We start from the raw sequence: 21,924 nt of genomic DNA on the forward strand, positions 1-21,924 counted from the left end.
TTCAGAAACTGTTAGGAGAACTAAAAAACATGAACATTCGTCCTTTACAAGATCGCGTAATCGTTAAACGTCTAGAAGAAGAAACAAAATCTGCTGGCGGTATTGTATTAACTGGCTCTGCAGCTGAAAAATCAACTCGCGGAGAAGTTGTAGCCGTAGGTAATGGTCGCGTTTTAGAAAACGGTGACGTGAGAGCGTTAGAAGTTAAAGCCGGTGACACTGTGTTATTTGGCTCATATGTTGAAAAAGTTGAAAAGATCGAAGGTCAAGAGTACCTGATCATGCGTGAAGATAATATTTTAGGCATTGTAGGCTAAACCTACTTTTCGTTTATAAACATTTAAGAATTTAGAGGAATTTAAAACATGGCAGCAAAAGAAGTACTTTTTGCAGGTGACGCACGCGCTAAAATGCTAACTGGCGTAAACATCCTGGCAAACGCAGTAAAAGTTACATTAGGTCCTAAAGGCCGTAACGTTGTACTAGATAAATCATTTGGCTCACCAGTTATCACTAAAGATGGTGTATCTGTAGCAAAAGAAATCGAACTTGAAGACAAGTTTGAAAACATGGGCGCACAAATGGTTAAAGAAGTTGCATCTAAAGCAAATGATGCAGCCGGCGATGGTACAACTACCGCTACAGTACTTGCACAGTCTATTGTTAATGAAGGCCTTAAAGCTGTTGCAGCGGGTATGAACCCAATGGATCTTAAGCGCGGCATCGACAAAGCAGTTATTGCTGCTGTTGCAGAGCTTAAAGCGTTATCTGTTCCTTGTTCTGATACTAAAGCAATTGCACAAGTAGGTACTATTTCAGCTAACTCTGATAAAGAGATTGGCGATATCATTGCACAAGCAATGGAAAAAGTAGGCCGTAATAGCGGTGTTATTACTGTAGAAGAAGGTCAATCACTTGAAAACGAACTAGATGTTGTTGAAGGCATGCAGTTTGACCGTGGTTACTTATCTCCTTACTTTATCAACAGCCCAGAAAAAGGCACTGTTGAACTAGATAACCCATTTATTCTACTTGTAGATAAAAAAATATCTAACATCCGCGAATTATTACCAACATTAGAAGCGGTTGCTAAAGCAAGTAAACCACTACTAATCATCGCAGAAGACCTTGAAGGCGAAGCACTAGCTACTTTAGTAGTTAATAACATGCGCGGTATTGTTAAAGTATCAGCTGTTAAAGCACCTGGTTTTGGCGACCGTCGTAAAGCAATGCTACAAGATATCGCTGTATTAACTGGCGGTACTGTTATTTCTGAAGAAATCGGCTTAGAGCTTGAAAAAGCAACAGTTGAAGACCTAGGTACAGCTAAGCGCGTAATTATCACTAAAGATGATACAACAATCATTGATGGTGCTGGTGAAGAAGCGGGTATTACTGGTCGTGTTTCTCAAATTAAAGCACAAATTGAAGAAGCAACATCAGACTACGATAAAGAAAAACTTCAAGAGCGCATGGCTAAACTAGCTGGCGGTGTTGCAGTAATCAAAGTAGGTGCTGCTACTGAAATCGAAATGAAAGAGAAAAAAGACCGCGTTGAAGATGCATTAAATGCAACTCGTGCAGCGGTTGAAGAAGGCGTAGTACCTGGCGGCGGTGTTGCACTTGTACGTGCTGCTAGCAAGCTAGTTGATTTAGTTGGCGACAACGAAGATCAAAACCACGGTATTAAAGTTGCACTTCGTGCAATGGAAGCACCACTTCGTCAAATCGTAACTAATGCTGGCGAAGAAGCATCTGTTGTAATTAACGCAGTTAAAGGCGGCGACGGTAACTTTGGTTACAACGCAGCAACTGGCGAATACAACGACATGATTGAAATGGGTATCCTAGATCCAACTAAAGTAACACGCTCTGCATTACAATTTGCAGGGTCTATTGCGGGTCTAATGATCACTACTGAAGCAATGGTAGCTGAAATCCCGAAAGATGAAGCTGGTGCACCTGATATGGGTGGCATGGGCGGAATGGGTGGTATGGGCGGCATGATGTGATAAACATCACCGTTTAAGCACCTCGCTTATATAAAAAACCAGCTTCGGCTGGTTTTTTGCTTTTTGGTATAAAAATCATTGATATTGTTCAATTTATACCCATACCTAAGTTACGTATAACTCAGATTTATATTAAATGGATTTATTAAGTAATAACACAATATTCATCTTCTTTGTTTTTGTTGTCCTTGTGACTGGGTTATTTTCATTCGTAGTTTGGGTTATGCTCAAAATGGTCACGTGGGGTAAAAGTATGTCTAAGGGGGCTTATTTATTTTTAGCATTCTTTCCGCTTATTTCTATTATTCCTATCCCACCACCTACCTACGAGAATGTTCAAAAAGCAAAACAAGAACAAAGAAAACGCAAAGAAGACTCAGGTGATCCACTCGACGACGATGAGGACGAACTCACAAGTTAATTAAAATTACACACTACGGGCATATACCCTGCGTAAACGTTTACTAATCTGATATAAAACACATTTATTTAAGAGTACGGAGTAAACTAAGCATGACTAACGTTCAACAGCATATCGGCAGCATTGCATTAGTTGTTAAGGACTACGACGAGGCCATTGAGTTTTATGCTCAAAAGCTCAACTTTGAGTTAGTAGAGGATACTAACTTAGAAGATGGTAAACGCTGGGTGTTAATTTCACCTCCAAATTCAAACGGGGCTAGTTCAAACGGGGCTAGTTCAAACGGGGCTAATTCAAACGAAACTAATTCGAGCAGGACTAATCTGCTGCTTGCTAAAGCCACAACGCCCGAACAGATGAGTGCTATTGGTAATCAAACAGGTGGTCGCGTGTTTTTATTTTTGCATACCAATGACTTTTGGCGAGATTATAATTTAATGCTTTCTAAAGGCGTTACATTTAACGAAGAACCTCGAGTAGAACCCTATGGCACCGTAGTGGTTTTTGAAGATTTATATGGTACAAAATGGGATCTACTACAGCTTAATAATCAGTGAGATAAAATGCTGTTAAATATAAAAGCAAAATTTTTATTAAGCGCAGGAGTTATCGCATCTGCAGCGGCTGTATGGCATTTACTTTGTATATGGGGTGGCACTAGTTGGTTTATATTTGCTCGCGCTCCAATACAAATAATAGAATCATCACAGCAAGGTACATTCCTTGCGCCTTTAGGTAGTATTGTAATAGCTGGACTCATGTTTGCATGTACTGTATTTGCCTTATCAGCAATTGGTTTAGTGCGTAACATAGTACTTACTAGAACCGCTTTAATTGCTATTGCAACTTTGTGTATCATACGAAGTACGATAATTATCCCCGCATTAATACGAGCCGATACGTGGAATATTATAGCGAGCAGTGTTTGGCTTTATGTGGGTGTATGCTTTTTAGTGGGTGCAATAACGTTCCACAATTTAAAACCGAACACTAATAGTTGAGTGACGCTTAAACTCACGTCTCTTTATTAACTAACTCTCTTACAATTGCGAATAAATCACTGGGTAGCATGCCCCTTTGCCCATCTCGCTCACTTGCGATATCACCGGCTTTAGCGTGCAGTGTTACACCATAGCGTGCTGCTTCATCAATATTTAAACCTTGAGCAAGTAATGCACCAATAATACCAGTGAGTACATCGCCACTGCCGCCAACTGCCAATGCCGGGTTGCCATCTTCACATACCCACGTTTGCTGAGCATTATCTATTAACGTTCCAGCCCCTTTTAATACACAAGTCGCGGTATAGCGCTTGGCGCAAAGGCGGGCATAATTAAAACGATCAGATTCGATTTCGCTGGTGCTCACACTCAACAGTCTAGAGGCTTCGCCGGGATGTGGCGTAAGTACGCATTGCTCTAACGTGTATGATGAAGCTTGCTTAGCTAGCAAATTAAGGGCATCTGCATCTATAACCAATGGCATTTTATTGTTTTGGCAATATTGCATTACTTCATCGAATGTTTGCTGTGCCCATTCGTCTTGCCCAAGCCCTGGGCCAATAACAACGCAGCTTGCCCACTCTAGCGCTTGATATAAGTTATTACTGCTTACCATAAGTTCTGGTCTGCCAATGCTAATAGGCGTTATTGAGCTTTCGTGTGTATACACTCTTACCATGCCAGCACCCGTTCTAAGAGCTGCTTCACTACTTAACCTAATTGCACCTGCAGTACCTTGATTGCCACCAACACATAAAAGTTTACCGTGGCTTCCTTTGTGACTATTGATTGCTCGCGTGGCTATTCCTTTAAAGCTATTAATATTAATCAGGGTTCCTGATGATTGCGCTATACAAGTAAATGCATCGCCAATTGCTAAATCATCAAATACTAACTTACCGCTATATTGTTTACCTGCTGTAGTTGTGAGCCCTTGCTTTATACCCACAAAGGTAACGGTTGAAGTCGCTTGTACAGCGCACCCTAAAGGCTGCCCTGTATTAGCCTCAATACCTGATGGAATATCAATGCTTATTACGGGCTTACCACTGTTATTTACAGCCTTAATTATATTCGCAAAATGATCACGCACTGCGCTTTTAAGCCCAGTACCAAAGAGCGCATCAATAACTATATCGCACTCATTAAGGGCATCTTTTGTAAAATGAGAAACTTCCCCACCCGCTTCAATCCATAACTGCTGCGCTTTTGCTGCATCACCGGTTAATATCTTCTCGGGTTCAGCAGCGCATACTGTTACCTTTTTACCTGATTGCATAATAAGCCTAGCTACAACGTAACCGTCTCCAGCGTTATTACCATGGCCAACAATAACTAATGTATGCTGTGCATCAAATAACTGCCATTGCTTATATACAGCCTCGCCTGCACGCTGCATCAGGGTAAATAAATCACAATGACTGTTTTTAGCCGCTAAAGCTTCATTGTTTCTTACTTGTTGTGCGGTAAATAAGGTTTTATTAAGCATAAAGGCTCCTTTACTAGGTGATACTTCACCTTATCAAATACTTATATCCAACGGCTAGTTCAGTTGATAAATTTAAACTGCAATTTTATTTAAAATGTAATTTAGCAAGATACGCCCAAGCCAATTTGGGCATGACCAACATGAGCACGTCTAACTTGAGCAAGGTGAGCTAATTAAAGTACAATGCAGTTAATTAAAGGCTTGGCTTACTTGTAACCCAGGCCTGTTTATTTTTAGGTAGAGAAAAAAATGGCACAAACTCGCGGTAACTTATTTATTTTGTCAGCCCCTTCTGGTGCTGGTAAATCAAGCTTAATCAATGCGTTATTAAAAAAACACGCTGACATGAAAGTATCTGTATCACATACAACTCGCGCCCCTCGCCCAGGTGAAGAAAATGGCGTGCATTATCACTTTGTATCTACAGACGAATTTAAAGCGCTTATTGCCAAAGATGACTTTTTTGAATGGGCTCAAGTATTCGATAATTACTACGGCACATCAAAGCAGGCTATTGAGTCGCAGCTTGATGCGGGTATTGATGTGTTTTTAGATATTGATTGGCAAGGCGCTCAGCAAGTGCGCAAAATTATGCCAAGCGTACAAACTATTTTTATTCTACCGCCTTCAAAAGAAGAATTAGAGCAACGCTTAAATAACCGTGGCCAAGATTCGGCTGAAGTTATTGCCTCTCGTATGGCAAAAGCACAATCTGAAACATCACATTATAACGAATACGACTTTGTAATTGTTAATGATGACTTTGAGAGCGCACTTGCCGACATAGAAACAATTGTAATGGCTCAGCGCTTAACGCTAAAAACCCAAGAAGATCGTCATCAAGTTTTACTAAATAGTCTGCTTAAATAATTTAAGCCTACTTAAATTAGGCTTAGGCAAGTAAAACTGATAAAAATTGAACACTGGCTATTGGCGAAAGTGGCTCCTTGGAGTAAACTACGCCTTTGCTTTTAAATTATTTTTGGAGTGCTGTGATGGCCCGCGTAACAGTTGAAGATGCAGTAGATGCAGTTGGTAATCGTTTTGACTTAATTTTAGTTGCGGCTCGTCGTGCCCGCCAAATTGCTGTTGGTGGTAAAACTCCACTAGTAGACCCTGAAAACGATAAGCCAACGGTAGTTGCTTTACGTGAAATTGAATTAGGTTTAGTTGATAGCTCTTCAATGGACTTAATTGACCGTGAAGAACAACAACACCAAGAAGCAGCAGAATTAGCTGCTGTTGCTGCCATTGTTGGTGGCAACCAATAATCGACCTCCCGGTCTGATTTAGCCAACGGCGCAGTATTTCTACTATAGCCGTTGGCAATCCTTTCATTTCATCGTATATTCGTAACTTACCTAATTTGCTTCACTAGGGCTGTCTATCTTTCGAGGTTAAATTTGCAGTAGTATGCTTGCATAAATGCCAAACATGAGCTGCCCAAAGGGTTCTGCCTAGGGGCAATTTACTCTTTGTTGCTCGATTTTTACTTAGCCCGCTAGGCTAAAAACCTCGCGCCGCGATTAAATCGCCCCTAGATTGAACAAATTTTAATCCTGAAAGGTCAACAGGCCCTAGAACATTGGAGTGTGAATGTATCTTTTTGAAGGTCTTAAAAAGAAAATTTCAGAATACTTGCCCGCTGCTGATGTAGAGCTGGTTCAAAAATCTTACGTGGTAGCCCGAGAGGCCCATGAAGGACAAACTCGCTCAAGTGGCGAACCTTATATTACTCATCCTGTTGAAGTAACCCAAATTCTTGCAGGCATGCATCTTGACCATGAAACGCTCATGGCCGCGCTAATGCACGATGTAATTGAAGATACTGATTTTAGCCAACAAGATTTAGCCGAAATTTTTGGCGAAACAGTGGCAGAACTCGTTGAAGGTGTAAGTAAGCTCGATAAACTTAGCTTTAAAGATAAAAAAGAATTCCAAGCCGAAAACTACCGTAAAATGATCATGGCAATGACTCAGGATATTCGAGTTATTTTAATCAAGCTTGCTGATAGAACGCACAATATGCGTACCTTAGGGGCACTGCGCCCAGATAAGCGCCGCAGAATAGCACGTGAAACGCTTGAAATTTACGCGCCAATAGCAAACCGTTTAGGTATCCACGATATTAAAAATGAGCTTGAAGACTTAGGTTTTCAAGCTTTATATCCTATGCGTCATCGCGCACTTAAATCTGAAGTAGCAAAAGCACGTGGTAATCGCAAAGAAGTTATCACTAATATCCAACACGAAATAGAAGCACGTCTTGAAGAGTCAGGCATTAAAGCGACTGTGTCAGGCCGTGAGAAACATTTATATAGTATTTATAAAAAAATGCTTAATAAAGAACTGCTATTTAACGAAGTTATGGATATTTACGCGTTTAGAATTGCAGTTGATTCTATGGATACGTGTTATCGCGTATTAGGTGTGGCTCATAGTCTTTATAAGCCTATAGAAACACGCTTTAAAGATTATATTGCAGTACCAAAAACTAACGGTTACCAATCGCTTCATACTTCATTAGTTGGCCCACACGGAATACCTGTTGAGATTCAGATTCGTACTCACGATATGGATCAGATGGCCGACAAAGGTGTAGCGGCGCACTGGATGTATAAAAAATCAGGTGATGGTGCAGGTAATACTTCGCAGCAACGTGCTCGCCAATGGATGCAAAGCTTATTAGAGCTTCAGCAAAGTGCGGGTTCATCGTTTGAATTTATTGAAAATGTAAAAACTGAGCTATTCCCAGAAGAAATTTACGTATTTACACCTGATGGTCGTATTGTTGAGCTACCAATGGGCGCTACCGCAGTCGATTTTGCGTATGCAGTTCATACTGATGTAGGCAACACTTGTGTAGGCGCACGCGTTAATCGCAAGCCACATCCTTTAAGTAGGCCATTAGATACAGGGCAAACCATAGAGATAATAACAAGCTCAGGTGCCCACCCTAATGCAACATGGCTAAACTTTATTGTTACTGGTAAAGCACGCTTAGGTGTTCGTAATTACCTTAGAAGCCAGCATCATGAAGAAGCTATGCTTTTAGGGCGTCGTTTGCTTGATTCGGCATTAGGCGAAAACAAACTAGATAGTATTGCTGATGAAAATATAGCGAGAGTACTTGAAGAACACGAACTCTCCACAGTTTTAGAGTTGTTGGTAGAAATTGGCTCTGGTAACTTAATGAGCATGTTAATTGCCAAGCGCTTATTGCAAAATGACAATGACGATTTAACTGATATAACAAACCAAGCCAAAGCGACCATTATTGGTACTGAAGGCATGTTAGTGAATTACTCTAAGTGCTGCCGACCTGTACCAGGTGATGCCATTACGGCTCACATAAGCCAAGGTAAAGGCCTGACTGTTCACCGCCAAGAGTGTAAAAACATTCGTGGTTGGGAAAATGAGCGCTCTAAATACTTAGTTGTAAAATGGGACGATAGCCCAGAAAAAGAATATATTGCAGCTCTGAGAGTTGAAATTATTAACCATCAAGGCGCGTTAGCTAAGCTAACCAATGTTGTTGCTACAACCCAAGCCAATATTGTAGAAATTGCCACTGATGAAAAAGAAAGTAATTTATACGTGATAGATTTAGGGGTTACCGTTAAAAACCGTATCCACGTTGCCAACATTATGCGCCGCATTCGCGTTATGCCTGATGTGCAAAAAGTCTATCGTAAAAAATAAAATAGGAAACACATGAATAAAGCATTTATCTCTACCGACAAAGCACCTGCAGCTATTGGCACTTACAGCCAAGCAGTTAAAGTAGGTACCGCTGTTTATTTATCTGGTCAAATTCCACTAGTTCCAGAAACGATGGAAATGATTTCAGAAGACTTCAGTGAGCAAACGCATCAAGTATTTAAAAATATTACTGCGGTATGTGAAGAAGCAGGCGGAAAAATCCAAGACTTAGTTAAAATCAATATTTACCTAACAGATCTATCTAACTTCGCCACTGTAAATGAAGTAATGAGCCAATACTTTAAACAACCTTACCCAGCGAGAGCTGCATTAGGTGTTCGTGCACTCCCAAAAGGTGCACAAGTTGAAATAGACGGAATAATGGAATTACCTTCTACCAATTAAGTATTACAGGCTATAGAGCTTCTCTATAGCCTTTATTTTCTCGCTCCGCACTTCGTTTTCTCTGACTTCTTGACTCAAATGTAAATTTCTAGCAATCTGTAGTTGTGTTTTAAAAAACAAACTTAACTTAAGTAGTAAAAAAGGATTAACTCGTGTTTAAGCTTGCCAACAATGGAAATGTTTTACTTGATGTAAAAGAACATATTCCTCCCAGCGCTGCATTTATTTTAGAGGCTCTCGAAAAGTCAGCTTTTTGCGACTGTAAAATAGATCATGACGCTATTAATGATTTTTTTAAAAACGAAAACACACAACAAACTCTGGTTGTAGCAACAAAACACAATGCCACTTTAAATGTAACAATTAGCGACGATAAAATGCTGGCCATTGGCGAGCTAACGCTTGCCCAAGGTGGAAAGTTATTAAGCTTAGAAGATGCAAAAAAACAACTCGTTAAAGCAGGTATTGTGCGTGGGTATAAACAAGCTTTTTTAGAACAGCTGCTACAAAAACAATCTGAACACTCTGCGGGATCTGTCGTTAAGGGGATATTAGCTAAAGGTAGACTCCCAAGCGATGGTTTAGCCACTAAACTAATAACAACGGTAGAAACTTTAAAAGATCGTTTAAAAGCGCCCAAACTCAAAGAAGACGGCAGTGTGGACATGCGCGACTTTGGCAAGCTTGCAAGCGTAGAGCCTGGCTCTGTGCTTATTCGCCAACAACCAGCAACTCCCGGTAAAGAAGGATTTACCGTAATAGGTGACATACTGCCTGCAAAACCCGGAGAAAATAAACAATTAGTGGCTGGCGAAGGCACTGAAATATCAAAAATGAATCCGCTTGAGTTAGTCTCTACTATTGCAGGTGTTCCGGTTGAAATTAATAATGGCATGCGTGTCGACGATATTTTTACCATTTCAGATGTAAATGTAAAAAGCGGCCATATTGACTTTCAAGGCAGTGTTATTGTTACTCGCAATATAGACCCAGGGATGAAAGTAACTGCCAAAGGCGATATTACTATATTTGGCACGGTTGAATCTGGCGAGCTTACCGCAGGCGGAAACATCACTGTTAAACAAGGTATTATTGGCCATCAAAAAGTGGATAGTAAATCACTTTCTTGCAAACTAATTGCGCTGGGTGATATTCATGTATCTCACTCACAGTATTGCTACCTCGATGCGAATAATATTTTTATTGATCGCCAAACAAGCCATTGTGTAATGAAAGCTAAGCGCTTACTGCAAGTAGGCCAACCAGACTTACCTAAGGGTAAAATATTTGGTGGCGAAATACTTGATGCAACAACTCTCATTGCTGGCGAAATAGGGAATGAATCAGGCGCTAAAATGATTATTAACCTAGCGGCTTCGGGCGCCGAAATAACAGCGGATACTGATAATTGCTTTAAAGACTTAGCTAAAACAGATGCACAATTAGATACGCTTCAAGCAGCGCTAGAAAAAACTGATTTAGTGAAGGATGCCGAAAAGAAAAAAATATTAATCACCAAAATTGGCGCTACTCAAAAACATTATTGTGAGCAAGCAGAGCTATTAGAAAAACGTCTTTCAAACTTAGACCACGACTTGCACGATTTACTTAGCGACGCTAATTTAGCGGTAAATTCTGTTTTGCATTCAGGTGTAGAAATTCATATTTTTGATAAAGTGCTAAAAACAATCCGTAATTACCCTCCGTGCAACGTTAAACTTTTGAATAACAAAATTGAAATAGAGTTTAAAACAAGCTAAGAACAGAGTGCTCTATTGAGCACTCAAATTAATTCATGTTTTAAAGTAAACCACTTACCTCAACATGTGTTTGCTGCGGCCATACACCCACTTGTACTTGACCAATATGCTGCTTTTGTAGCAATAGCATCACTAAGCGCGACTGCCCTATTCCACCGCCAATTGTTTGCGGGAATTTACTTTGTAGTAGCGCTTTATGCCAATCAAAATCTAAGCGATCTTCATCCCCTGTTGTACTTAACTGCGCTTTTAAAACCTCAGGGCTTACACGTATACCCATTGATGATATTTCAAATGCATCTTCAAGCACTGGGTTCCATACTAAAATGTCACCATTTAAACCCATGTATTGATCGCATGTTGGCGTAGACCAATCATCGTAATCTGGGGCTCTTACATCATGAATTTTGCCATCTCCAAGCACGCCACCAATACCAATTAAAAATACAGCACCATATTCTTGTGCAATGGCTTTTTCGCGTTGCTTAGCACTAAAATCAGGATACATTTTACGTAGCTCCTCACTGTGCACAAACTTAATATCATCCGGTAAAAAAGACGCCAAACCATAAGACTCTCTTACAAAAGCTTCCGTCTCTTTTATCCCTTTATAAATAGACTGAACAGTTTGCTTTAGTGTTGCCAGCGAACGCTCTGTCGTTTCGCTAATTACTTTTTCCCAATCCCACTGATCAACATATACAGAATGAATAGGACTTAATGAATCTTCATCTGGGCGCAAGGCCTTCATTTGAGTGTAAATACCCTCACCAATACTAAAGCCATAAGTAGCCAGTGTTTTACGTTTCCACTTAGCCAGTGAATGCACCACTTCGTAGCGGCTATCTGTAATCGCTTTCACATTTACAGCAACTGCGTTTTCATGGCCGCTTAAGTTATCTTGCGTGCCATCGCCCACTTTAGCCAAAATTGGGGCTTGAACCTCAACCAACCCAAGTTGGGTTTCTAGTTGTTGTGAAAAAAATTGCTTAACTTTACTTATTTGCTGCTGTTGCTGCACATAGTGTGAACTCATAATAATTGGCCTCATTCCCAGTTATTTTTACTTGCTTAATTGATAAAAAGCGCTCTAACTAGCGCCCTTAATGAAGTTAATGTAACGATTTGAAGGATTAATTCAACATCCCATAACAAAAATAGCTTTAATATATAAAAAGCATTAATTAAGTGGTATAAAAACCATATATTCGATAATTTTATGAGAAAAATATAATGGAAAATTATTTAATCGATAATCTCGATAAACAGATACTTCATGCGTTAATGGCAAATGCCCGTACTGCGTACGCCGAATTAGCAAAAAGATTTAATGTAAGCGCGGGGACAATTCACGTAAGAATTGAAAAAATGAAGCAAGCAGGGATCATTACAGGAACTCAATTAACGATTAATACTAAACAGCTAGGCTACGATGTATGCTGCTTTATAGGTATTAATTTAAATAACGCACGTGATTATCCACAAACACTTATAAAGCTAGAAGCATTGGAGGAAGTGGTAGAGGCTTATTACACAACAGGTAACTACAGTATATTTATAAAAGTAATGACAAAATCCATTGATCACTTACAAGATGTGCTGATTAATAAAATACAGGCAATAGAAGCAATCCAATCAACAGAAACACTTATTTCTCTACAAAACCCAATTAGCCGTACGGTAATGCCTTAACTGTAAAAATCTCGTATAATTGCCGAAAAAAGAGGATAACCATGCAGCAAACTCGCTATCAAAGAATCGAAGATGTACTTTCGCGCCGTCAAACAGACTTAACCGTGTGCTTAGAAGACGTGCATAAACACCATAACTTATCGGCAATAGTACGAAGTGCTGATGCGGTTGGTTGCCATCACGTACATGCTGTATGGCCTGAAAAACAAAAATGGCTAACAAACAATACCTCGGGTGGCAGTAAAAACTGGCTAGAGACGCACCTGCATAGAAATATTGATGATGCTGTAGTGGCAATGCGTGAACGCAATCCAGAAATACAAATATTAGCGACTCACCTGTCAGAAGATGCAGTTGATTTTAGAGAAGTAGATTACACCAAGCCAACGGCCATTATTGTTGGACAAGAAAAAACAGGGATATCAGAAAAAGCCCTAGAATATGCCGATCAAAATATTATTATTCCAATGCAAGGCATGGTGCAATCGCTAAATGTTTCGGTTGCTGCTGCGCTAATATTGTTTGAAGCACAGCGTCAACGTGAGCTGGCTGGTTTATATAATAGAGATATGCTGAGCGCCGAAGTTAAGCACCCACTTTACTTTGAAGGTTGCCATCCTATTATTGCAAGGCAGTGTAAACAAAAAAAATTACCCTACCCAGCACTTGATGAAAATGGCGAAATCGTCGCTGATGAGCAATTTTGGCAAGCTTTAAAACATACTTGATGGACTAAAGCTCTGTAAGTACACTTAACTTACTCACAAATAATAAGATTGATACAATTTGTCTAAACCTAGCTTAAATCAATACCCAATTACAGAGCTCAAAGGGGTCGGCCCAAAAATGGCTGAGCGTTTGCTAAAGCTAGGTATTTTAACTGTGCAAGATATGCTTTTTCATTTGCCACTTCGCTACGAAGATCGTACTCGCTTATACGCGATTAGCGAGTTGTCACTGCATAGCCACGTAAGTGTTGAAGCCACAATTGAAACAAGCCAAATAACGTTTGGTAAAAGGCGCATGCTTGTTTGCCAAATCAATGATGGTACTGGCAGGCTAACACTACGATTTTTTAATTTTACCGCCGCACAAAAGAACGCATTTAGTGCAGGTAAAATAATACGTTGTTTTGGTGAGATACGCCGAGGCCGTGTTGGCTTTGAAATGAGTCATCCTGAATACAGCATCAGCGATACCTCTAACGAGCAGCCGGTAGCGACGACATTAACGCCCGTTTATTCAACAACCGAAGGTTTAAAGCAGCTATCGATTAGAGCTTTAAGCGAACAGGCTATTGATTTACTAAACAAATATTCAGTAGAAGAACTGCTGCCTTCAAAATGGCAGCTATCAAGTATGGCGTTAAGCGACGCCTTATTATTACTGCATCGCCCACCTAATGATGTTGATGTAACTGCATTAGAACAAGGTACTCACCCTGCTCAACAGCGCCTTGTATTTGAAGAATTACTTGCACAAAATCTCAGCTTATTAAAAGTAAGAGAGCAAGGGCAACAAGTTAAAGCCGTAGCATTAAATCCGGTCAACACATTAGAAAGCCAATTTTTAGAGCAACTTCCTTTTGCACCCACAAATGCGCAAAGCCGCGTAGTTGCTGAAATTAAAGGTGACATGCAACACGCGTATCCCATGATGCGTTTAGTACAAGGCGATGTAGGCTCAGGTAAAACCCTAGTAGCAGCACTTAGTGCACTAACAGCCATTGCCCAGGGCTTTCAAGTAGCTTTAATGGCACCTACTGAAATTTTATCAGAGCAACATGGTGTTAATTTTACAACGTGGTTTAATCAACTAGGTATAACAGTTGCGTGGCTTGGCGGTAAAACTAAGGGCAAAGAGCGCGTAGCAACACTTGAAAAAATCGCCTCTGGTGAGGCGCAAATGATTGTAGGTACTCACGCTTTATTCCAAGATGAAGTTAAGTTTAATAACTTAGTGCTTATCGTTATTGACGAACAACACCGCTTTGGTGTCCACCAGCGTTTATCACTACGCGAAAAGGGTAAGTTTGGTGATTGCTACCCTCATCAACTAGTTATGACCGCAACACCTATCCCACGTACGCTTGCTATGACCGCCTACGCCGACTTAGAAACTTCTGTGATTGACGAGCTGCCACCAGGGCGTACGCCAATCACAACAGTGGCACTTCCTGATACTCGCAGAGACGATATTATTGCTCGCGTTAAATTAGCGTGTAACGAGCAAGGCCGCCAGGTTTATTGGGTGTGTACACTTATTGATGAATCTGAAGTACTGCAATGCCAAGCAGCGGAGGACAGCGCACTGCAGTTAAAAGAAGCGCTACCAGAGCTAAATGTTGGTTTAGTACATGGCCGAATGAAATCAGCTGAAAAACAAGCCATTATGAGTGAGTTTAAAGCAGGTAATATACATGTTTTAGTTGCCACTACGGTTATTGAAGTTGGTGTAGATGTCCCTAATGCGAGCTTAATCATTATAGAAAACCCCGAGCGCTTAGGTTTAGCACAGCTGCATCAGTTACGTGGGCGAGTTGGCCGTGGCGCTACGGCATCGCATTGCGTGCTTTTATACCACGCACCATTGTCTCACACCGCTCAAAAGCGATTAGGAGTACTACGCGATAGTAACGATGGTTTTGTGATAGCTGAGCGCGATTTAGAAATTCGTGGCCCTGGTGAAGTACTTGGTACAAAACAAACAGGTTTAGCCGAGTTTAAAATTGCCGACCTTACCCGCGATAAGCACATACTTAACCAAGTAAGACCGATTGCACAGCAAATGCTTAAGCAACACCCTGAAGCTGTTGACCCACTAATTCAACGCTGGTTGGGTAATAAGCAAAATTACGCGCAAGCGTAACCACTCTATTTTCGATACTTTTAAGTTTACTAAGTTAATTTACTAAATTAGCTTACTCAGTTAGAGATGCTAAATTTATTCGTTTGCATTTACAAAGGATATAAAAAAGTCAGCTCTAAACAATATAGAGCTGACTACTGATATCTAAGCTAAGCAGCATAAAAGCGATTAGCGCCTTTTACTGCTCTTAGTTAAATTTAAGCTTTGTTAAGCTCAAATATAAGCGATGTTTGCGGGAATGATATTGGCATTTGTAAACCAAACTGCATTAGTGCTTCACCTGTAAATGTTTGACCATTTACCGCAGCAATAGAAGATGGGCGATACTCTTCAAATTTTACCGGCCACACTAAATTAAGTGTGTACTGCGCATCGCCATCTAGGCCAACAAAACGTAATTTATTAGGCGCTGTACGCGGTGTTTCGCGAACGCTGTTATAGGCAAATAACGCTTTTGTTTTTTGCTCATCGATTAAACCAAAGTTAATTGATAAATCGTCGCTATCTAAGCGGTATAAATCGGCGCTATGAATAAACTCACGATGCTCTTTATGAAGTGCTATTGCCGCTTTAAGTGCATTGTATTCGTGATCGGTCAGTTCACGTGGGTCCATTTCAATGCCCATGTGGCCAAACATTGATACCGCAGCACGCATTTCAATACTTACATTACGCCCTGTGATATGACAATCGCGTGGACCTACGTGTGCACCCATAACCGACGATGGAAAGAAGAACGAACACCCACGCTGTATTTCAAGGCGATCAAGCGCATCGTTTGAATCTGACGTCCATACACGGTCTGTGTGTGTAAGTACGCCGTAATCTACACGTGCACCACCTGACGAACAGCTTTCTATTTCAAGCCCTGGGTGCGCCGCTTTAATACGGTCAATTAAACGATAAAGTGCTAATGTTTGCTGGTGCACTGCTGGCTTACCATCAAAATTACCCGCATGGTTAATATCGCGGTTCATATCCCATTTAATGTACTTAATAGTTGGGTATTCAACTAAAATATCGTCGATGGCTTTGTATAGGTACTCAACAACCTCAGAGCGCGTTAGATCAAGTACTAGCTGATTTCTAAAGCTTAACTGTTCGTTGTTTTCAGATCCTAAAACCCAATCTGGATGCGCGCGGTATAAATCGCTATCAGGGTTGACCATTTCTGGTTCAAACCAAATACCAAACTCCATACCCAAGCTATTCACGTGATCAATAACGGGTGATAAACCATCTGGATAAATTTTATAATCTACTGTCCAATCACCTAAACCAGCGTTATCGCCACGGCGGCCTTTAAACCAACCATCATCAAGTACAAAACGTTCAATGCCTAACGGCGCTACTTTGTCGGCTAGTTGCTTAAGCGTGTCTACGTCGTGATCAAAGTATATACCTTCCCATGTGTTGTAATGCACAGGGCGTGTTTTTTCACGCTGTGCTTGGCTAAGTAAATTAGCTTTAACAAAACGATGAAAATTACGAGAAAGCGCACTAAAACCTTCACTCGAAAACGAGCCATAAATGCTCGGGCTTTGATACGTTTGACCTTTAGCAAGCGTAAGCTCACCAGGAAGTAATAGCTCACCCATTTGTACATAACGACGACCTTCAGCTAAAAGCTCTGCACGTAGTTTATTATTGCCACTCCAACCTAAATGAAAGCCATAACATTCGCCGTGTTGCTCGCCTGCATTTTCGTTATGCACTAACAAACCTGGAAATACATCGTGTGATGTTTTGCCTTTACGGTTTTCACGAACAAAACTGCCTAAAACTAAATCAACCGATTGACGTTGAAATTCGTTTGACCAACGACCTTCAAAGCTCACTATTTTGCTTACGCTATCTGGTAGCTGAAATGTTGGTGCTGCGCAAAAGTTCACGCTTAGCGGTAAGCCGCCTAAATTAGTTAATACAGTATGTGCGCTTAGTACATCAGTGTTTTTATCAAGTGTAATGCTGTGCACGACTTCAATACCACGAAGCTTATCTACGCTTACAAATTCAAGTGTTGCGGCTGAAGGCTGACGCACTTCTTGAAGCTCTGGCCCTACTGACCATGCGATTGAGTCGTTTACTAGCTCAAGCCCTGGCGCACCAGTAAAGCCCTCACCTAGTAATGGAGATAGAGAAATAGGTGCTTCTTCAACCACGGCACATTTTACTTCTTGACGCGTAGCAAGCTGAGTTAGCATTGTTTCTGTTGTTTGCTCAGATAGGCATTTACCAAAGTACAGTAACGCCGGTGTTTTGCTCTGGCAGTCGAAAATAACGGTGCTGTTTACACTGTCTAATCGATAAAATGATTTAGTGTCGGCCATGATTTTCCTATCCTCTTGTTCATTGTATGAGTTATAAATATAACGAAAATTAGTAAGCTACACTATGTACTAAATGTATCTCATTGCTTGAGCCACAATCTATTAGACAGTGACATTCAACAATAATAGTATATATCATATAAATTAGATTTTGATAGTCTTTACATCGCAAATAGTCAGATAAACTCACTGGAAGTACCACTGTAATAAAAAGTATTAAACTAACCTTAGCTTTGAAGTTGTCATGTTGCTTTTAATACATATAAAAAAATCGGCCAGAGTTTCCCCATGACCGATTTTGTCAGCTTAAACTATTTATACGTTATTTTTGTACTTGTGCTTGGCCTGCGTCATCAAGTGCCGGTGTTTTACCTGCCCACTGCGCATTCAAACCAAATACCACTTTATTTACTATCAATGCAAAAGCTACACATACGATTAATGTAATTGGCATTAAGTGAATGTAATGAATATCAGTATGTAGTGGTGAGTTTGCAAATGTAAGCATGCCGTACATTACAACACCTAAAATTACTGCAGCAATACCCGCTCGTGCATCAACATTTTTAAATAATAAGCCCACTACAAAAATAGAGAATATAGGCATACTTAATAAGCCATTTAATTGCTGTAGTAAGTTAATAATGCTATCTGCTTGCTGGTAAATTGGTACAAGTACCAGTGTTAAGCTTGTTAGTAGCAATGTTACGTAACCACTTAGCTTTACAACACTTGGCTCTTTATTAAAGTACGCTTCGTGAATGTCACACACATATAGTGCTGTAGCTGAATTTAATAAGCTGTTGTAAGTAGAGAGTACAGCTGCTGCCATTGCCGCTGCGAACACACCGGTTAACCATGCTGGCATTACATCACCCACAATTCGACCATAAGCAGCGTCGCCAATATCGCCATAAAGTTTAAACGAAATAATACCCGGTAATACCACAATTGCAGGGACGATTAAAAAGCGAATACCCGCTGCGGCAAATATACCTTTTTGCGCTTCTTTAACATTAGGTGCTGCCATTGCTCGCTGTGTGATTGTTTGGTTAGTACCCCAGTAATACATTTGAATAAAGATCATACCGGTTAAAAGTGTTGGCCACGGAATAGGTGAGTCAGCATCACCTATGAGTGTTAAGCGCTCCTCAGGAATACCCGTAAAGTCATAATCAATCGCATTAAGTGCTAAAAACACGACTAAAACAGCCATGCCTAGTACAAGTATGCCATTGTAGGTATCCGATACAGCAACTGCTCGCAGGCCGCCAAAAAACGCATAAACAGCACCAATAATGGCAAATGCGGTGGCGATATACATTAGCGGAATATCAACCTTAAACATGGTTTGCATAAATAGCGCGCCAGAATAAATAACCGCTGGCATATAAATAAGTGCATTACCTAAAAAGAATAAACCACCAATAACAGCGCGAATATGTTTGTTGTTATAACGCTTTTCTAAAAGCTCTGTGGTAGTTGTACAGTTGTATTTGTAATAAACAGGAATGAACACTTTGGCTAAAATAATCAAACCTATAATTGCTGCAAGCTCCCACCAAACCAGTAAAGCCATTTGGTTACCATTCATACCTACAAGCTGATCAGTACTTAAATTAGTTAATGTGATTGAACCTGCAACAAACATCCAAGTAAGGCCACCGCCCGCTAAAAAATACTCTTTGGTTTGGCTTTGTCCGTTATTGCGATTTTGGCCTCGGCATTTCCAATAAGTAAGGCCACCAATTAAAGCGGTGACAAAAACAAAAACCACCAGCTGTAAAATGTTATCTGACATGTGTGTGTCTCCTGCGCGTTATACGCAATGTCTGTGTAATAAAAAAGTGCACGCTACAGCGCGTGCGCATCTCGACTTAGTTCTAACTTAATTTGCTTTAAAGGCATAAGTTCGGGACGTTGGTTGTGCAGCTTTACCAATGCATTTAACTGAAACAGTGAAATAAGCATACTGTTAAGCACACTTAGGTAACCTTGCTTGTGTAAGTTTGCAACGGTATCGCTATCTAAAGTTTGCAGTTTGTCTTCATCAACGGTGCTCAAACCTTGAATAGTTTGGGTTTCGCCTTGTTCAAACTGCAATACAATATCTATGTTTTTAATAAGCCCTAAGCGCGCTACTTCTTGGGTAAATTGATACGTTTGATAATCATTTTTTAAATCGCTCTCAAGTAGCTTTTGCTGTGAATTTAAAAATAAGCTTGGCTTACCTTTAGCATCAAATAGTGCCTCGCCTTGCTGCGTATTTACGGCTGAGCTTTGATCATCAATCGCAATAAAGTAGTCGCTGCTATTTGCTTCACGGGTCATTAAATAAAGAGGGTGAGTTTGTATACATACCGGTGTGTAAAGCGCCTGCCACTGGTGGTTATTAACCAATAAACTTTGCCCAGCACTAAAGCTTGTTAAACCCGATACGGTATAACTGCCGTTTTGCGCATTTCGTGCTAAAAATATAGGCAAGTCGCATGCAGCTTTTGCCACTTCGTTAGCTCTTAAATTAACTAAATGCTGCGTTTTTGCATATTCAATACCTGCATTAGGGTTAATTTTTAATGTTTGGTGTTTGGTGTTTACTAGTTCACTAATAGCCATAGTTACACATCCTTAAACTGGGTTAGCCGCTAACCACTGCTCAATATAAGCGCGGTGTGGCGGCAAAGTTTGCAACATCTGCTGTGTAAGCTGGCTGTTACGTTCAATTATTTGTTTGGCTTGCGCGTCTTGTGAATACAAATAAGCCTGTTTAGTAAAGTCTGGTTTGAAGCCCATACCATATAAAACGTACTGGTAGCTGGCGGCTGGGAATAACTCTAATGCGCCATGAAAATCTTGAATAAGCGGGCCACGGCTTCCCCAAAGAAGTAAATCTTCTTGCAGGGTTTGTGGAATAGTATTGGGCTGTACATGTGCTTGCCAGTAAGGTTCTGGGCGCTTGGTTAGCATGTAATGCAGCTTTAAAAAGTCGATAATACGCTGCCAGCGGTAATCCATCTGCTCGTTAAAGCGTTTAGCTACTATAGGCATTACTTGTGTATCTGCTGGCATGTGCTCTGCTACAAAGCGTGCTGAAATTTCAACAAGCATAATAGCGGTTGCTTCAAGCGGCTCTACAAACCCTGCTGACATACCCACTGCAACACAGTTTTTATGCCAAAACTTCTCACGGTAGCCCGACTCAAAGCTAATTTTACGGGCAGTTAAACCGTTTGCTGCATCGCCTAAATAGTTTCGTAAGTTTTGCTCTGCTTCATCGTCTGATAAAAATTTGCTTGAATATACATGCCCTACACCTCGGCGGTGCGTTAAACCTATATCCCAAATCCATCCAGCGTTTTGCGCTGTTGCTATGGTATGGCTGGCTAAGGAGTCATCGTTTTCATCGTAAGGGACTTGCATCGCCAGTGCGCTGTCGTTAAATAGCACGTGGTCCATTTTTTTAAACGGTACGTTGAGCGCTTGGCCTAATAACAATGATGAAAAACCAGTACAGTCTATAAATAAATCGGCGCTTATAATGCGGGTTTGATCTTTTAGAGTAAGCTCATTTATTGCACCATCGTCATCAAGTTTTACCTGATCAACAGTACCAATAATATGCTCTACACCAAGCTTACTTTTACAATGTTGTTTAAGCATTTCTGCAAAAGCGCCGGCATCTAAGTGATAAGCGTAATTACAGTTACCTTGATATTCACCTTGCGCTATACCTCTTGGGGCTAAGCTTGCTTCGCAAATATCATGTTGAAAATTAGTTTGCTGTGCAAAGTCTTCAACATTATCTAAATATGGGGCTAAATCTATACGGCCGTAGCCTAGCGGTACAGTAAATGGATGGTAGTAAAAGTCATTATTGCCATGCGTCCAATTTACAAACTTTCCGCCTTGTTTGAAGGTAGCATTACAGGCTTTAAACACATCAACTTCACGCAAGCCTATTTGCTGAAGTGTGTTTTTCATCGTGGGCCAGGTACCTTCACCTACGCCAATAGTTGGAATGTCTGACGATTCAACCAACATCACTTTTAAGCCGTCACCATTTTGACCTTGGTGATACGAAGCTATAATTGCAGCGCTCAGCCATCCTGCTGTACCACCGCCAACTACCGCTACTGTTTTTATTGCTTTATTCATAATGGACTACTCTTTGAGTATTTTTTGATAACGTTTTATACAACAAATGCCCGTTAGGGCATTTTGATTTAATGTGAATTCATTTTAGC

General features: G+C 40.5%; 19 protein-coding genes. 13 read left to right on the forward strand and 6 right to left on the reverse strand.

Going from position 1 to position 21,924, the window contains the following annotated elements; all coding sequences use genetic code 11:
• Positions 1 to 29 precede the first annotated feature (29 nt).
• The 5 genes from BW142_RS17475 (at position 30) to BW142_RS17495 (ending at position 3,434) form a co-directional block, all read left to right on the forward strand.
• Positions 30 to 317: a co-chaperone GroES gene (locus tag BW142_RS17475; protein WP_007580032.1), complete on the forward strand. Its 288-nt coding sequence runs from the start codon at positions 30 to 32 to the stop codon at positions 315 to 317.
• A gap of 48 nt (positions 318 to 365) precedes the next feature.
• Entirely contained in the window at positions 366 to 2,012 is a 1,647-nt protein-coding gene (gene groL / locus BW142_RS17480; RefSeq protein ID WP_076925777.1) for a chaperonin GroEL, read from the forward strand.
• 253 nt (positions 2,013 to 2,265) lie between these two features.
• Positions 2,266 to 2,433, forward strand: coding sequence for a hypothetical protein (locus BW142_RS17485; protein WP_171972340.1), 168 nt, complete (start codon positions 2,266 to 2,268; stop codon positions 2,431 to 2,433).
• Between the two features lie 92 nt (positions 2,434 to 2,525).
• Positions 2,526 to 2,990: a VOC family protein gene (locus BW142_RS17490; RefSeq protein ID WP_076925778.1), complete on the forward strand. Its 465-nt coding sequence runs from the start codon at positions 2,526 to 2,528 to the stop codon at positions 2,988 to 2,990.
• A gap of 6 nt (positions 2,991 to 2,996) precedes the next feature.
• Positions 2,997 to 3,434, forward strand: a complete 438-nt coding sequence (locus BW142_RS17495) for a hypothetical protein (RefSeq protein ID WP_076925779.1) — start codon at positions 2,997 to 2,999, stop codon at positions 3,432 to 3,434.
• A 13-nt stretch (positions 3,435 to 3,447) separates the two neighbouring features.
• Here BW142_RS17495 and BW142_RS17500 read toward each other — a convergent pair whose 3' ends face one another.
• Positions 3,448 to 4,923, reverse strand: a complete 1,476-nt coding sequence (locus BW142_RS17500) for an NAD(P)H-hydrate dehydratase (protein ID WP_076925780.1) — start codon at positions 4,921 to 4,923, stop codon at positions 3,448 to 3,450.
• 249 nt (positions 4,924 to 5,172) lie between these two features.
• On the opposite strand from BW142_RS17500, the gene gmk reads away from it, so the two are divergent.
• From gmk to BW142_RS17525, 5 genes are all read left to right on the forward strand, one after another.
• Positions 5,173 to 5,793 carry a guanylate kinase gene (gene gmk, locus BW142_RS17505; protein ID WP_024600051.1) on the forward strand — a complete coding sequence of 207 codons (621 nt, stop codon included), beginning with the start codon at positions 5,173 to 5,175 and terminating at the stop codon, positions 5,791 to 5,793.
• Positions 5,794 to 5,918: 125 nt separating this feature from the next.
• Positions 5,919 to 6,194 carry a DNA-directed RNA polymerase subunit omega gene (rpoZ, locus tag BW142_RS17510; protein ID WP_002958829.1) on the forward strand — a complete coding sequence of 92 codons (276 nt, stop codon included), beginning with the start codon at positions 5,919 to 5,921 and terminating at the stop codon, positions 6,192 to 6,194.
• A 325-nt stretch (positions 6,195 to 6,519) separates the two neighbouring features.
• Entirely contained in the window at positions 6,520 to 8,625 is a 2,106-nt protein-coding gene (spoT, locus tag BW142_RS17515) for a bifunctional GTP diphosphokinase/guanosine-3',5'-bis pyrophosphate 3'-pyrophosphohydrolase (RefSeq protein ID WP_024600050.1), read from the forward strand.
• Between the two features lie 12 nt (positions 8,626 to 8,637).
• Positions 8,638 to 9,030: a RidA family protein gene (locus BW142_RS17520; protein ID WP_024600049.1), complete on the forward strand. Its 393-nt coding sequence runs from the start codon at positions 8,638 to 8,640 to the stop codon at positions 9,028 to 9,030.
• A 152-nt stretch (positions 9,031 to 9,182) separates the two neighbouring features.
• The gene (locus BW142_RS17525) at positions 9,183 to 10,790 is read left to right on the forward strand and encodes a FapA family protein (RefSeq protein ID WP_076925781.1); all 1,608 of its coding nucleotides are present in this window, start codon (positions 9,183 to 9,185) and stop codon (positions 10,788 to 10,790) included.
• A gap of 40 nt (positions 10,791 to 10,830) precedes the next feature.
• Here BW142_RS17525 and asnA read toward each other — a convergent pair whose 3' ends face one another.
• Positions 10,831 to 11,826 (reverse strand): aspartate--ammonia ligase, encoded by a 996-nt coding sequence (gene asnA, locus BW142_RS17530; protein ID WP_076925782.1) that lies wholly within the window; start codon positions 11,824 to 11,826, stop codon positions 10,831 to 10,833.
• Between the two features lie 197 nt (positions 11,827 to 12,023).
• On the opposite strand from asnA, the gene asnC reads away from it, so the two are divergent.
• The 3 genes from asnC to recG are packed head-to-tail and all read left to right on the forward strand — an operon-like array spanning position 12,024 to position 15,350.
• A complete protein-coding gene (gene asnC, locus BW142_RS17535) occupies positions 12,024 to 12,482 on the forward strand; it encodes a transcriptional regulator AsnC (protein ID WP_002958822.1) in 459 nt (152 codons plus the stop codon).
• A 41-nt stretch (positions 12,483 to 12,523) separates the two neighbouring features.
• Entirely contained in the window at positions 12,524 to 13,210 is a 687-nt protein-coding gene (gene trmH, locus BW142_RS17540) for a tRNA (guanosine(18)-2'-O)-methyltransferase TrmH (RefSeq protein WP_076925783.1), read from the forward strand.
• A gap of 58 nt (positions 13,211 to 13,268) precedes the next feature.
• Entirely contained in the window at positions 13,269 to 15,350 is a 2,082-nt protein-coding gene (recG, locus tag BW142_RS17545; protein WP_076925784.1) for an ATP-dependent DNA helicase RecG, read from the forward strand.
• Positions 15,351 to 15,547: 197 nt separating this feature from the next.
• On the opposite strand, the gene BW142_RS17550 is transcribed toward recG, so the two are convergent.
• From BW142_RS17550 to BW142_RS17565, 4 genes are all read right to left on the reverse strand, one after another.
• Positions 15,548 to 17,680, reverse strand: a complete 2,133-nt coding sequence (locus tag BW142_RS17550) for an alpha-galactosidase (protein WP_076925785.1) — start codon at positions 17,678 to 17,680, stop codon at positions 15,548 to 15,550.
• A gap of 322 nt (positions 17,681 to 18,002) precedes the next feature.
• On the reverse strand, positions 18,003 to 19,481 hold the full coding sequence (locus tag BW142_RS17555; protein WP_007580003.1) for an SLC5 family protein: 1,479 nt from the start codon (positions 19,479 to 19,481) through the stop codon (positions 18,003 to 18,005).
• 53 nt (positions 19,482 to 19,534) lie between these two features.
• Positions 19,535 to 20,296 carry a SapC family protein gene (locus BW142_RS17560; protein ID WP_076925786.1) on the reverse strand — a complete coding sequence of 254 codons (762 nt, stop codon included), beginning with the start codon at positions 20,294 to 20,296 and terminating at the stop codon, positions 19,535 to 19,537.
• Between the two features lie 12 nt (positions 20,297 to 20,308).
• Positions 20,309 to 21,835 carry a tryptophan halogenase family protein gene (locus BW142_RS17565; RefSeq protein ID WP_076925787.1) on the reverse strand — a complete coding sequence of 509 codons (1,527 nt, stop codon included), beginning with the start codon at positions 21,833 to 21,835 and terminating at the stop codon, positions 20,309 to 20,311.
• Between the last annotated feature and the right edge of the window lie 89 nt (positions 21,836 to 21,924).

The sequence above is a fragment of the Pseudoalteromonas sp. EB27 genome (genome assembly GCF_001974875.1).
GTDB lineage: Bacteria > Pseudomonadota > Gammaproteobacteria > Enterobacterales > Alteromonadaceae > Pseudoalteromonas.

What these genes read in the sequence shown, in the direction of transcription:
- BW142_RS17555 (WP_007580003.1), bottom strand. Translation starts at nt 19,481, where the DNA reads ATGTCAGATAACATTTTACAGCTGGTGGTTTTTGTTTTTGTCACCGCT.
- gmk (WP_024600051.1), top strand. Translation starts at nt 5,173, where the DNA reads ATGGCACAAACTCGCGGTAACTTATTTATTTTGTCAGCCCCTTCTGGT.
- BW142_RS17520 (WP_024600049.1), top strand. Translation starts at nt 8,638, where the DNA reads ATGAATAAAGCATTTATCTCTACCGACAAAGCACCTGCAGCTATTGGC.
- groL (WP_076925777.1), top strand. Translation starts at nt 366, where the DNA reads ATGGCAGCAAAAGAAGTACTTTTTGCAGGTGACGCACGCGCTAAAATG.
- BW142_RS17490 (WP_076925778.1), top strand. Translation starts at nt 2,526, where the DNA reads ATGACTAACGTTCAACAGCATATCGGCAGCATTGCATTAGTTGTTAAG.
- asnC (WP_002958822.1), top strand. Translation starts at nt 12,024, where the DNA reads ATGGAAAATTATTTAATCGATAATCTCGATAAACAGATACTTCATGCG.
- BW142_RS17495 (WP_076925779.1), top strand. Translation starts at nt 2,997, where the DNA reads ATGCTGTTAAATATAAAAGCAAAATTTTTATTAAGCGCAGGAGTTATC.
- BW142_RS17500 (WP_076925780.1), bottom strand. Translation starts at nt 4,923, where the DNA reads ATGCTTAATAAAACCTTATTTACCGCACAACAAGTAAGAAACAATGAA.
- BW142_RS17475 (WP_007580032.1), top strand. Translation starts at nt 30, where the DNA reads ATGAACATTCGTCCTTTACAAGATCGCGTAATCGTTAAACGTCTAGAA.
- rpoZ (WP_002958829.1), top strand. Translation starts at nt 5,919, where the DNA reads ATGGCCCGCGTAACAGTTGAAGATGCAGTAGATGCAGTTGGTAATCGT.
- asnA (WP_076925782.1), bottom strand. Translation starts at nt 11,826, where the DNA reads ATGAGTTCACACTATGTGCAGCAACAGCAGCAAATAAGTAAAGTTAAG.
- spoT (WP_024600050.1), top strand. Translation starts at nt 6,520, where the DNA reads ATGTATCTTTTTGAAGGTCTTAAAAAGAAAATTTCAGAATACTTGCCC.
- BW142_RS17560 (WP_076925786.1), bottom strand. Translation starts at nt 20,296, where the DNA reads ATGGCTATTAGTGAACTAGTAAACACCAAACACCAAACATTAAAAATT.
- trmH (WP_076925783.1), top strand. Translation starts at nt 12,524, where the DNA reads ATGCAGCAAACTCGCTATCAAAGAATCGAAGATGTACTTTCGCGCCGT.
- BW142_RS17565 (WP_076925787.1), bottom strand. Translation starts at nt 21,835, where the DNA reads ATGAATAAAGCAATAAAAACAGTAGCGGTAGTTGGCGGTGGTACAGCA.
- BW142_RS17485 (WP_171972340.1), top strand. Translation starts at nt 2,266, where the DNA reads ATGTCTAAGGGGGCTTATTTATTTTTAGCATTCTTTCCGCTTATTTCT.
- BW142_RS17550 (WP_076925785.1), bottom strand. Translation starts at nt 17,680, where the DNA reads ATGGCCGACACTAAATCATTTTATCGATTAGACAGTGTAAACAGCACC.